Source organism: Dyadobacter psychrotolerans (genome assembly GCF_004349265.1).
Lineage (GTDB): Bacteria > Bacteroidota > Bacteroidia > Cytophagales > Spirosomataceae > Dyadobacter > Dyadobacter psychrotolerans.
This window is the reverse complement of record NZ_SMFL01000005.1, coordinates 491,713-504,805: the sequence shown is the minus strand read 5'-3', so window position 1 is coordinate 504,805 and position 13,093 is coordinate 491,713. Positions and strand designations below refer to the sequence as shown.

General features: G+C 41.0%; 10 protein-coding genes. 5 read left to right on the top strand and 5 right to left on the bottom strand.

Going from position 1 to position 13,093, the window contains the following annotated elements; genetic code table 11:
• Window positions 1-11: 11 nt before the first annotated feature.
• The 3 genes from E0F88_RS16445 to E0F88_RS16435 all read left to right on the top strand — a co-directional run bounded on the left by E0F88_RS16445 (window position 12) and on the right by E0F88_RS16435 (window position 4,546).
• On the top strand, window positions 12-884 hold the full coding sequence (locus E0F88_RS16445; protein WP_131959359.1) for a hypothetical protein: 873 nt from the start codon (window positions 12-14) through the stop codon (window positions 882-884).
• A gap of 177 nt (window positions 885-1,061) precedes the next feature.
• Window positions 1,062-2,756 (top strand): SIR2 family protein, encoded by a 1,695-nt coding sequence (locus tag E0F88_RS16440; RefSeq protein WP_131959358.1) that lies wholly within the window; start codon window positions 1,062-1,064, stop codon window positions 2,754-2,756.
• 86 nt (window positions 2,757-2,842) lie between these two features.
• Entirely contained in the window at window positions 2,843-4,546 is a 1,704-nt protein-coding gene (locus tag E0F88_RS16435) for a hypothetical protein (protein WP_131959357.1), read from the top strand.
• A 9-nt stretch (window positions 4,547-4,555) separates the two neighbouring features.
• Here E0F88_RS16435 and mobC read toward each other — a convergent pair whose 3' ends face one another.
• The 4 genes from mobC to E0F88_RS33720 all read right to left on the bottom strand — a co-directional run bounded on the left by mobC (window position 4,556) and on the right by E0F88_RS33720 (window position 8,516).
• Window positions 4,556-6,547 (bottom strand): conjugal transfer protein MobC, encoded by a 1,992-nt coding sequence (gene mobC / locus E0F88_RS16430; protein WP_131959356.1) that lies wholly within the window; start codon window positions 6,545-6,547, stop codon window positions 4,556-4,558.
• 11 nt (window positions 6,548-6,558) lie between these two features.
• Complete coding sequence (locus tag E0F88_RS16425; RefSeq protein ID WP_131959355.1) at window positions 6,559-7,857, bottom strand: relaxase/mobilization nuclease domain-containing protein; 1,299 nt, start codon at window positions 7,855-7,857, stop codon at window positions 6,559-6,561.
• A complete protein-coding gene (locus E0F88_RS16420) occupies window positions 7,842-8,234 on the bottom strand; it encodes a plasmid mobilization protein (protein ID WP_131959354.1) in 393 nt (130 codons plus the stop codon). The genes E0F88_RS16425 and E0F88_RS16420 overlap by 16 nt, the downstream gene beginning before the upstream one ends.
• A gap of 129 nt (window positions 8,235-8,363) precedes the next feature.
• Entirely contained in the window at window positions 8,364-8,516 is a 153-nt protein-coding gene (locus tag E0F88_RS33720; RefSeq protein ID WP_165940089.1) for a hypothetical protein, read from the bottom strand.
• Window positions 8,517-8,734: 218 nt separating this feature from the next.
• On the opposite strand from E0F88_RS33720, the gene E0F88_RS16415 reads away from it, so the two are divergent.
• Entirely contained in the window at window positions 8,735-9,025 is a 291-nt protein-coding gene (locus E0F88_RS16415) for a hypothetical protein (protein ID WP_131959353.1), read from the top strand.
• Between the two features lie 70 nt (window positions 9,026-9,095).
• On the opposite strand, the gene E0F88_RS16410 is transcribed toward E0F88_RS16415, so the two are convergent.
• On the bottom strand, window positions 9,096-9,569 hold the full coding sequence (locus E0F88_RS16410) for a JAB domain-containing protein (RefSeq protein WP_131959352.1): 474 nt from the start codon (window positions 9,567-9,569) through the stop codon (window positions 9,096-9,098).
• Between the two features lie 370 nt (window positions 9,570-9,939).
• Between E0F88_RS16410 and E0F88_RS16405 the strand changes: the two genes are divergently transcribed.
• Window positions 9,940-13,047 (top strand): lantibiotic dehydratase, encoded by a 3,108-nt coding sequence (locus tag E0F88_RS16405; protein ID WP_131959351.1) that lies wholly within the window; start codon window positions 9,940-9,942, stop codon window positions 13,045-13,047.
• Window positions 13,048-13,093 lie beyond the last annotated feature (46 nt).

Genomic DNA, 13,093 nt, shown 5'->3' with positions numbered 1-13,093 from the left:
ACTGCTTCAAAATGATTCCCGAAGTCAATACTATTATACGATTTAACGAAAATGAGACCTATGCTTTATTTTTTAGCCAGAACGATGTACCAAATTATGTTAGAAATCTAACATCAAACGAATCTAAACAGATAATAGAGGCAAATAGGGTTCTTTACATTTTTCAAAATTATTTCAGCAGGTTATATGAAGTGGAACTTAATTTGTGGGAATTTGCCAAAGTAGCCGATCATAGATATAGCCACAATATAAATCCAAAGTCAAATCTTTTGTTAAACGACATATCAGTATCGCTGGTAAATGCAAATCGTTTATGTACTAACTTTATAAACTCCTGGCGGAGTTTTATTGAGTTAATGTATAAACAGGTAAGTAATGGCTACGGTGGAGAAAAGTCGATGGAGTTCTTAGAAATAAAGAAATTTACTAAGGCGTTGTATGACGAAAATTTCGAATATAGACTATTAACCGGCCTCAGAAATTTTGGCGCACATTACGATAGTATAATTTCTGGCATTTTTACAATGAATGGCGTCACAAGTGCCTTATTCTCAAAGGATCACATGCGAGACTTTAAAGATTTTAGGGAAAAAGAAGTTTTTAGAAAAGATTTTGAACAGCTCCCAAATCAAATCGACGTAATTCCGGTATTGCATAAAGGAATGGAACATCTCTATTTGTTATTGAACAAACTCATGGAGATTAATAAAGCATACTTTTTAAAGTACAGCAAGGTTTTTCTTGACATGCCAGATATTAGTCATTATGAAAACCTGGGATTCGGCAAGTTGATTCTCTCTGAACCTCTATACCTTCAACAGCTGCCGGTGGCCGTTGCTAAAAAGGTCATCGATTTTTACAAAAACCCTGTCGATTTTAAGTAAATCCATCTTCGGTTTACGACTTATTGGTTACAGATTGACTTAATCATAACTTTATTGCCATAACGTTCAATATTAACCAATTAACAGGCCTTTTTCATGTTCTGGCAATGGTCTTCCAGAGTAAAGGTTTAACCCAAACACCCTAGTGCAAATACCTACTGACGCTGAACTTGAACTATGATAAATAACCAAATTACGACCGCATCCTATTCAGTTTTCACTAACAAAGGGGCATTTGCTTTGCTCCTGGGTTCTGGAATTTCAAGCGCTGCTGGAATTCCGACAGGATGGGCTATCGCTTTAAAACTTATTGAGCAAATTGCCAGAAATAACAATGAAAGCCCGTTGCCAACAGCAGACCAGTGGTACAGAAATTATTTTGGTGCAGAACCTGATTATTCTGATATTCTTGCCAAGCTCACCATAAGCCCCGAAGAACGCTTGAATTTATTGCGTCCATTTATTGAACCAACGAGGGGAGAGTTTGAAAACGGAGAAAAGAGGCCAACAAAAGCTCATCGACAAATTGCCCAGCTAGTTGCTCAGGGTTATATTAGAGTGATCATCACAACAAATTTCGACAGGCTTATCGAAACGGCTTTAATAGATCTGGGCGTGGCGCCCTCTGTAATTTCGAACCCGAATCAGATTGATAATGTCATACCGCTGATTCATAGCAAGGTAACAATCTTTAAAATAAATGGCGACTATCTGGACACCAAGTTTCTTAATGTTAAAGAGGAACTTACGGCCTACGATCCGAGACTGGCGGAACAACTTCGCTTTATTTTTGAAAATTTCGGATTGGTTACCTGTGGCTGGTCTGCCACCTGGGATCTTGCTTTGCTTGATATACTCAAATCTGCAAATAAGTTTAGATACTCTAATTATTTTACACACCTTTATACAGCAGACCCAGGTTTGCAGGATATTGCAGGTACTCGGCAGGGACAATTAATACAGATTCGTGACGCGGATTCTTTTTTTTCTGACCTGTATGAAAATGTTGAGGCGCTTGAACGGAACGATACGATGCATCCCGCTACACCAGCGATTGTTCTTTCCAAAATCAAAAAATTTATAGTAAAAGAAGAGCACTTGATCTCATTATCAGACCTTTTGCATGATATCACAGAAGACTGTTATTCCAGAATACATCGAATCAAACCAGGAAAGATCAATGATGTGGTTGCGCAGTATCAACTCGATATGGATTTGATACTGACCGCTATGACTAACAGTGCCTTTTGGTCGAAGGCCTACCAATACCCAATTATCTTAAATATCATTCGAAGAATATTTGCCGGTAACGCATCCAGCCAACTTTCCGCAGAAACAAGCCGGGTTCCGGCGTTGTTGTTAAGATATGCGTGCGGAATCAGCTGTTTAGCGAGTAACAATTTTAATTTACTCAAAGAACTATGTAACCTTAGAGTAAAATATCATCAAAATAACTTTTACAGCCTTACCGACGTAACAAATCAGTGGTGGGTTTTAAATAGTGAATCCTTGAAAAAAGCATACGGCAACAATTACAAAATGCCACAAAGTATGCTGATCTCAGAAATACTGCGCCCCTATTTTCAAAATCTCATTCCGGGTGATGAAGATTACAAGTATCAATTTCAGATTTATGAATTGTTGATATCTCTTAAACATCATCAAAACGATAGTAACAGCACTATCGGATTTCCTCAAGGAAGTTATTCTTATGATCGCGAGGAATCGGCATATAAATATGTAAGTGATCAACTTCTTCTGGGAGACGAATCACAACTTATCATGAGCGGACTCTTTTCTAGCATATCTGATTTAAATAATTTGTTTGGCTCTTATAAGGAAAAAATTTCCGGACGCTATGATCCTAATTAAATAACACCAATTTCCTCGCGGTTTTCCTATTTGCCACTTTTTTTCTCGGACAATATCAAAAAACGAAATTCTAATTCTTTCCAAGCATGAGTTTTGCAGTATTCCCAACCTTTAAGGAAATATTTCCTGGCATAGAGCAGCCTTCCCTGGAAGAAATTCTTCTGACTACTTCGTCTTCTACACTTTTAAAGATTGCGGCATTTCTAAATTCCCGGATCCACATCACCCAGCTAGATATCAAAGAACAGGAAACAATATTTTTTAGATGGATAGGAGTTTTTGATATCGGCACGCGCCAAAATATTTGGTCAAATTACTTAAAATTCAAAGAGAGAAACGAAGCTCGCGGATCACGAATCTGTCTTTTTAACTCTATTGCACTTCTCCGGCTTATGGATCGCATTATGATTTCATATAACAGTATAGAGCCTTGCCTTGAAGCGACAACTGAGGAAGAAATGATTTTTGTTCATGCGTGGCTAATCAGCAATTCAGAATTAGGTGACCAAATTCAGAAAAGTGCTAGACCAACAGCTCACAATTTGTTTGAGACCATTTTAATTAGCCAGGCAAGTCAGCACGAATTCGTGGAGAGGAAAGATATCTTTACTCAAATTTTGTTTTCCGGATCGTTCTTTGATTACTTATCAGAAAATCTCACTTATGAGCCATTTTTAAAGGAGTTTTTGGCCAACAAAAAACTGCAATCTCACCATCAATACCTCAGAGCATTAGCAGAAGTCTACATCAAAGACATTGGCCAAGACTTTTCCTTCACCTTGACGCCCGATAATCAGTTTTTGGCTTCCCTGTTTGACTCTTTCACATTACCTACGTTGGCAGCAGATCCAATGAATCCGAATCATCCAAAAATGCCGGATCAAGATTTTAAAACCTTTAGGACTTTTCCCCTGGTCAATTTAGGTGAAGGCACTTATTACATTTTACATCATAATTTCTTTGTGGATAAGTTGTACCAGGGGGCAATCTTCGATTTTTACAAACAAACCTCAGTTTGCGACAAAGTTGGCAGTTTTGCTTCCTTCCTACGGCAATTGGGAAGCAGTTTTGCTGAAAGTAAAATTTTCTACACCCATGTGGCTCGATGTTTCCGTCAGGACCGGCACATTGTCAAAGTAACTGGTGACCAATATAATACCCTGGAGTATACAGATTATTACGTTCGCGAAGGCAAGTCCATTTTTCTCTTCGAATTTAAGAATGTGTTGATAAGCTCTGCGGTAAAACAATCAATGAACTACAAAACAATTGAACAGGAAATATTTAAGAAGCTAGTACGTAATGAAAAGGGTAAACCAAAAGGAGTCACCCAACTTTGCAACGTGATTAAAAATTTGGTAGCCAAACCATTTCCATTTGATAATTTTCTCAGCAAAAAGTTTAGCCGCCTGAACATCTATCCGATTCTGGTTTGCACAGATGATTTTTTCAATGTTGACGGTGTTGAAAAAATAGTAAATGATGAATTTCAAAGGCAGCTTTTGAACCAAGATTTCGGTAAACATAAAATTAATCCTGCTGTCATTATCCATATCAATGATCTAATTAGCCTTCAACTAAACCGGATATCTAGCAAAAAAAATTTCCAGCATGTCATCGACCTTTATAATGAACGCAAAGCGAAACGGAGAAAAAGATCGCCCCAGAAATTCCAGGATATACTTCTGCAGCAGCAAGGTTTTAAAACCATTATGTCTGATCACCTTAGAAACCAATCTGATAATTTAATTAATCAAGTTGCTGATACATTAAAACTGAATGAATCCTAGCCATCCAAATTACCCTTTCTTGATAATTAGATGCTGCAAAGCCGGATCATCCACAATCTTCTCCATTTCAAATTCGACAATGTCAAGAACATCCTGTTTCACCTGCATGTAATTCCGAATTACCATCGCCTGATCCAGTTTTCTTATTTCAGGAATAGCTTGGTAACTATCCTGCTCCCCTTTCAGCGCCTGGTGATTATTAAGAATCTCACAATGAAACGCTTTCAAATCAATTTTCTGCTCCGGATTATCTGCGACCAATCCGACAAATTCTCCAGAGGAAAGCGCAGAAATCTTGGAAGGAGGAATGGCCGAATCCAGCTGCTTGGATTTACTTACGGAAGTGTCCATTCGGTTGATGGAAAAGCTTGTACGGTCTTGCATAATTTTTCCAAAACGCTCAGAAAGTTGCTTTGCCGTATCGCCCGTCACCTGGCCGCTAATAATATTTCCGGTAATGTTCATGATCACATCCGCCTGCTCTTTTCCGTAATCCTTTCTAAGTTGACTGAAGTCCTGAACACCGAGGGTGGTTGACACTTTGTTTGATCTGGCAGTAGCGATCAAACTATCCATGTTATTAAGATAAATGGTTGGAAACTCATCAAAAATCAAACTACTTTTTAGCTTACCTTTCTTGTTGACAAGCTTAATCAATCGCGTTACATACAAGGAAAGTACAGCACCATAAACTGAAATTTTCTGCGGATTATTTCCCATACAGATAATCTTGGGCTCGTCCGGATTATTGATATCGAGCGTAAAATCACTACCTGAGAGAACGTAATAAAGTTGTGGCGATGATAGTCTGGCCATAGAAATTTGTGCTGATGCTATCTGTCCTTCCAGCTGTTGCATCGCATCGTTAAGATAAGCAGATACGAAAGGATTGATTAATACCTCAATCTCTTTTTCCGCCCGAAGAATGGTAAAAAGTTTGTCATACGGAACCTGCATCAGTTCAATCACGTGCGGAAGTGTGCAGTACTCCCCGTCCTGATACCGGCGTAAAAACCAGATGATCGCTGTAAGAAAGTTGATGGGTGATTCTACGAAAAAATCTCCCTGCCTCTTGATCCACTCCCTGTTAAGTCCCATAAGAATCGTTCTGGCTGATTCAGCTGCGTCCGTTATATCCAGAAGGCTCTCTGGGTCCAGCGGATTGCAGCGGTGTGTATGGGTAAGATCATCAAAATTGATCACGTAAAACCTGGGTACAATCTGGTACGCATCCTGATTGTTTAGCCAGGTGTTGTAGGTAATAACAGAGAGATCATCGAACTTGAAATCATACACAAACATAGAAAAACCTTTTTTTATGTGCTGGGTAATCACATGACGGATTACGAAATAACTCTTGCCCGCCCCCGGTGATCCCAGAACCAAAAGACCCCGAAACGGATTGATTATGTTGATCCAACTACGGTGGACCTTGTCTTTTAAATGGTAGCGGGCAGGAAGATTAATAGAAAATTCATTCTCTAAAAGCCGCTGCTCCTGCGGAAAGGTTTCATTCTCCTTATTAAATATATCTTTGCTGTTCATCTTTAAATGGATCACACGCGACAGCAGCGTTCCGCCTGTCAAAACCAGGCAAAATCCGCTGACGGTGATCAGCATATAAGACAATGAGATCATAACCAAGTCGCTGTTTCTACCTACAAAAACCTGGCTTATAAAGTATAGAAACGTTCCGATACCAATAACGATGAATCCCTTTTTGACGCTAAGCTTTTCCTCCTTTTTCCCCTTCGCTCCCATTAGCGAAATCAAAAGGAAGCCCAGCGCAATCAGTTTAGTCCTGTTAAATCCGTTGAAAAGCCCGGTCCTGTAAATATTGGAAAGTATCCGATCGCTGAAAACTGAAACCAGTTTCCAGTGCGCGAAAACGCCATAGAAAAAATAATAAAAATGAAGGGCTAGAATCAGAATACTGATAAGCCTGGTCATGTCGGTAATCCTGTGCAGTGCCTGCTGATTTTCGCCTGTTTGTGAAGCCATGATAAGATTGTTTAAAGGTGATTACTGATATTTTTCTGCTTTCTTTTCTTTTTTCTCCGACGCGCGAATGGCAACGCGCTACCATCTTTTACAGGGTCAAGCAGTGAATCCAGCATTTCATTTTGCCCGTTGCTACCGCCGGAATCAGGCTCAAAAGATGCTACCTGATCTTTCCTTTTGAAAAATTCTGATTCGTGATCAGCCTTACGATTAGCTTGCTGCTGAGCTTTTTCCTGGTGAGGAGCTTGGGTTAATACCACCGGTCTACACCGCTCTTGAACTGCATTTGCACTGTACTGTTTTCCAAGGCTGCTACCATTGAAAACCGATTTGGTCCTGTAATCCACATAGGTAATCCCGTAAATGATTCCGGATTCATTCTGTCTTAAAACCATTTTGATCCCCTGCTTGTCAAGGGCCGAAGCGAGCCCTTTTACATCCGGCTTTGAAGTCCCCATCAGCGCTAAATCAATGGCATTTTTCACCCTGGCTTTATGCGGCTGCCTCGCAGTTTCATTTAGAGCGAAACGCTCACTGAGATATTTGAGCCCCGGATTAAAATGAAAGTCACTCGCTTTGATCGGCACGCCTACCGGTCTGCCTCTCTCATCTAAAATCCGGTAGACAAGTCCGCTGTTTTTATTGATGCGGGAGTCTTTACTTCCGGTATCAGCCAGCACATTGTACTGTCTAAGCACCGCATTCAGCTCAGCGGTCGAGGTGTATTTATAGGAATTCAAAACCGTATTTAAGACGTTACTGATCGCCTGCTTGGTCTGCGATTTCCCGTACTGTGCCTTGCTCACATTCACTGGTTTGAGCTCAAAAAATTGCCGTTTGTGAACTTCTGCTTTCACAAGACCAAAGTCGATTTCAATTTGTTTTCTTGCTTTTTCAGACTCATTCCTTCCGATGTTATTGGTCTCGATCCGGCTGCCATCGGGCCGGACTTTTACCGACACGATATGGATATGTGGATGCCCCGCATCGTAATGTTCATAGACCAAATAGGGCTGATCTTTAAAGCCTATCTTATCCATGTAGACGCCTGCAATCTGTGTCAACTGATCCTTGTTTAACTTTTCCGAAGGATCAAAATTCAGTGAAATATGAACGCTGTTTCTTTTCACGTTCTCATTGAGCGCCGCCGTTTTCAGAAGCATATTTAGCCGCTGCATCTGATTAAGATCTGTAAGATCCTTGGGATAATTTGCGGCCATGATACACTGCGCATCTCCCTGAGCAATCTTATTTTCGTTGTAATAAAAACTGCGTTGGATCGAGTATCCGGTCTTTATGATTGCAACCATTGGTCTGCTGTTTTATTGATCTGTTTTTTGATCTCATCGATCTGCAAAAGCAGCCTTCTTTTATCGAGCTCATAGGTAATAATCCAGGATTTAAACTCAGAAATCTGATCCAATGTGTGTAGCTTTTTGACAGCCTGATTAAAATTATTGCCGATATTATTAAGCTCATTTCGGAGCCTTATCAGCTCCTTGACTGAGTCATCAAGTGAACCGTTCCGGTAGTTAACCACGACCGGTTTTTCAAGTATTACTTTGCGGATATATTCACTGAGCTTATGGCAGGTGCTGCCTTTGAATTTCCGATCTAGCAGCGTAAACTCCTGGGCACTAAGTCTTAGCGCGACAATTCTTGTTTTGTTTGATTTCTGATTTCCCATCTTCTCTTTCCTTTCCCTATCTCAAACACTGTTACTTTTTAGACTCCCCCACCCACGACTTCGGAGTGAATGGGTGGGCCTACGCGGCGCGGCCAGATCCGGAATGGGTTACCAGTCCGGAAGAATGTGTTAAACATTCTGACATCTGGCAGTTTGCGGCAAAGCAGGCATTACCCCAGATTTTTTCAAAAACTCTTCTTGTTTTAGACTTTCTTTAAATTCTTTGAAATCCATGATTTCAATTTCTTTGCGCCTTTGAATATTTGTGTTAAACCGCTTCATTTCGCTCCTGTATTTTTTTAAGTTTGGCAGGCACTTTCAGTATCAATTATTAGGATGTAGTCCGTCAAGGAAGAGTGCTGCACGTCCTTTCTTCCACACTGGCAATTTAAAAACAGCGAGCTGTTTTAAGGTATGCTAACCGTTTATTGCTTAGGTCCAATTAGGCGGTCTGACCTAATTTTACGGCCGGTAATATTGCTCACATAAACGCCTTTTATATGGATTCGAAAATTGAAATAGCCAGGGTCTATGATACGCTGCTTTGCAGCCCTGGCATGGATGAGATCGTAAAGATCGATTTGAAGATTTCGCGTAAAGCCGTTCTCATTCTCTGCCACGCGATTGAGAAGGGTTCAGATGAGACAGGGAAAGCCGGACTTCCAAGTTTGCCTGAAAACATTTCAAAGCAGTTCAGCGAGCTTCTTTTTGGAATCTCAAAAGACTGCCTTGAAAAGTCGGGACTAGATCTGCTGAGTCAAAAACTGAAAGCCCTGGTGACGGCTCCGTAAATTGTGCAGATTGTCATGTTATTAAAGCGGAAAACCGTAGGTTTCTGACCTACGGTTTTCCGCTTATTTTTTAGGGCATTTCACCCTGATCAACAAAGGAATAATATCCTTCACTGGTTATGATGATATGGTCCATTACCAAAATATCCAGCAGCTGTCCCGCCTTTTTTATTCTTGCGGTAACTTGTCTATCTGCTTCACTGGCTGTCAGGTTTCCGGAAGGATGGTTATGTGCCAGGATTATCCCGTGTGCACTTGCTTTTAAAGCCGCTGCAAAAATCAGCTTTAAGTCTACTACAACGCCGCAGGTTCCACCCTGGCAAACTTCATAGAAGCCAAGTACCTTATTAGCCCGGTCTATGAGAATAATTTTAAACTGCTCGACAAACCCGATTTTATTTTCATCCCAGGATTGTTTTAAAACCGAGTAGGCATCATGCGATCGTGCGATTTTAAAACGCTCGCTTGATTTAACATGATTTTTGTAAACCAGTTCAATCTCTGCAAACTGATAAATTGTTGAAACGTTAGCACCATTTTCCATAACATTTGAATTTAAGGTTTATGAATTGATTATGGTGCCCTGATTGGCGAAGGACGCTAACGCCCATGAAGCAACGGAATAAAGGAAAGCTCCGGCATGGAATGCCTGCGTGGGAGCCCAGTGTTTATGCCGGAATTTCATGGACGTTCCAGCGCTGAGTGAGCCTACCTTTGTGGCCTAATTAAGTCAGGACTCTTCAGAATTACATTTCAGCAAGCTTTACCCAATTTTCTTTTTGTACCAAATTGCCTGGGACGAAATACACGCAGGCACTTTCGTACCGGGATTTGGCCCTTTTTTCCCAAATAATTGAGACGCATCTGGCACATGACGAATTTGATTGGATCCATGACACCAATCAAACCTGATTATGACACCACAAAACTTTTTTATGCTGCGAAGGCCACTTCTTTCAACAGATTTCTTTTTTAGCTTTCAAAAAGCAGTCGGTAATGACCCGTTGGCCTTTGAATCGTATTTAAGGCTCATCTATTCAGATCCTTTGCTGCAACACGCCCTGCACCAGGCTTCACCTGTGCTGTATCAGCAGGTATTGCGGCTGCAAAATGATGAGCTGCAAAACGGGAAAGAAGACCTTTTAAATACCCTTTACAAATACCTGATCCGTATGAGCACCCGGTGTACCCCTTTCGGATTATTTGCAGGATACAGTTTGGGAGCCATCACTGAAAATACAAGGATTCGTTTCGATGGCGAAAACAGTTTGCATCTTCACACAAAAATAGATGCAGAAATCTGTTGGCAGCTGGTCAATCAAATCCTTCAATCGCCTGGGATAATCAGCCAATTGAAATTCTTTCCCAACACTTCGCATTACCAAATCATGGATTCTTACCGTTACATCGAGCGGCAGGCCGATGGTAAAACGCTGGGCTTATCTGCCATTAAGTCAAACCGGTATCTGGCAAGGTTATTAGAGCATGCAAAAGACGGGCGGACAGTAACAGAATTAAATGAAATTCTACGCCAATACAACGTCGGAAAGAAGATGGCAAAGACGTTTGTAGATTCTTTGATCGAGTCCCAGTTTTTTGTCAGCAGCTTTGAAATGAACGCTACCGGTGAGAATTATTTACAGCGTATCGAAAAAGAGCTCAAAAACATGACCGGATGTGAAGAGCATCTTGAAAAGATACAGAAAATCCAGGCACTTATTAAAAATGGGTCAGGCGCCTTCACGATCCAGCAGTCCCTAAAATCTCACTTTGAAACGGCCGGCGTAATGGCGCCTGACAAAAGTTTTGTTCAAACTGACTTAGCTTTCCGCACCAGTGCCTGTGAAATAAGCCGCAGTATCGTGAATATGTTGGCATCAGAAATCAAGGAGCTGGCATTTCTTACAAGTCAAACGAAAAATCCGGAACTGGCAGAATTTGCCAGCCGGTTATTTACGCATTTTGGAAACAAACCCGTGCCCCTTTTGCCCGTGCTGGATCTCGCAAGTGGTATTGGCTACGGAACACTCCAACCCGCTGTCAGTAGCAGTCTGACACTTTTGACCGGCTTAACCCAGCCCGCTTCCCAAGAAACCAGTAAGCAGGTTGACACCCCGCTTTCCAATTTTCAACAAAGTATCCTTGAAAAAACGAATGCAACCGGTAGCATGGCCTACGAGTTAACGGCTAAGGATATTGTACTATTCGAAAATGAAAAACATATTCCGCTGCCTGAAAGCTTTTATGTGTTTGGAGGTGTTATTAACGGCACGCAGTCAGATTTTGACAAAGGCAAATTTTCCTTTGATTTAAAAGCGATAGCAGGCCCATCAGGATTGAACCTAATGAGCCGCTTTGCCCAGTCTGATCCGGATCTCAAAAAGCAGCTTGAAAATGTCGTGCAGCTTGCGGAGGCTCAGAATCCCGATATGATCTTTGCTGAAATCTGCCACGTCCCGAGCCCACAGGTCTTAAAAGTTGTCAACCGGCCGTCTCTGTTATCCTATGAGATTCCCTACCTGTCACATAGCAGTTTGCCGCGTTCTAGCCAGATCCAAACTAGTGAGCTTTTGGTAAGCTCGCCTGATGGCAGGCAAATTATTCTGAGCTGCAAGCGCCTTGATAAAAGAATTATCCCAAGACTGACCAGCGCTCATTATTATACAAACGGTTTACCGTTTTACCGATTTCTATGCGAGCTTGCCCAGCAGTCTGACAGTGCCAGTATGGGCTGGGACTGGGGTGATTTTTCAAATGAATCTTTTTTACCCAGAGTCACCTATAAACACTTGATCCTCCAAAAAGCCAGTTGGCGTTTGGATTGGGATGAATTCGAAACGGTTATGGCTAAAAGTGAAGACCAGCTCAGTGCCTGGGCAGCGCTCGCGGCCAGGAAAAAACTACCCAAGTATTTTCAAATCCAGCAGGGTGATAACGAGCTTCTGATCGATGGGCAAAGTCTTTTTTCTCTTCAAATACTGGAAGACTACCTAAAAAAAAGCAGCCCTTTGAAACTAACAGAATACCTTGAAACCGAAGCCATGGGATTTCTTTCTGAGAAGGGAAATAGTCTGGCCAGTGAAGTGATTATCCCCTTTCTGAACCCCATAGAGAAGCCAGCACTGAAAAGCCTGGTTAAAATACAATACACTCCAGCAGTCTTTCACTTGGGAAGCGAGTGGCTTTATGTGAAGCTCTATTGCAGTGAGCAGGCCTCCGACTTTCTTCTTTCTAAAATTATAGAACCTTTCTGTGAGTCGCTTGAACGCAGAGGTGAACTTGAAAAATGGTTTTTTATACGTTACTACGATCCAAAACCACACCTGCGCATCCGTTTTCATATGAATGAAAGTAAAATCTCATGGAATGGTCTATTAACTACTTTTCAAAAAACGGTTCAGCCGTATCTGGAAAATGGACTCATCAGCGCATTTACAGTTGATCAGTACAAGCGCGAGATTGACCGTTACAAGCTGCTGGCTTACATCAAAATGGAAATGATGTTTTATATAGACAGTTACCTTACATGCAAATCCCTGCGTTTATTAACTGAAAACCACAATCCGGATCTTCGCTGGCTTTTGGCTTTACGAGGATGTGTTAGCCTTTTAAATAGTGCTGGTCTTACCAACATTGAAAAATTCTCATTAATCAAAAGACTGCATGATGATTTTAGCAGTGAGTTTAATGCATCCGTGGACGATCTTGTTCTTTTAGATCAAAAATACAGGACGCATAAAAACGCGATCCTTTCATTTTTGGACACAAAAAAGGATCTATCAAACGGAATCGAGCCGTTCACAGCACATTTTGATCACCTTTCTGATTTTTTGCGCTGCACTTTCATTGAAGAGATGGTCACTTCATCTCAGGATATAATCGAAACCATTGCCCACCTGATGCATCTATTTTTAAACCGCTGGTTTAATCAGATGCATAGAAAACAGGAATGGATCATTTATCACTTTCTAAAGAAATATTACGACATGGTTTTGAATTTAGAAAAAACGGCTAAAAACTGAGTAAAATCATTTTTTAAGTAACCGGTAGATTCATAAATTGTACTAA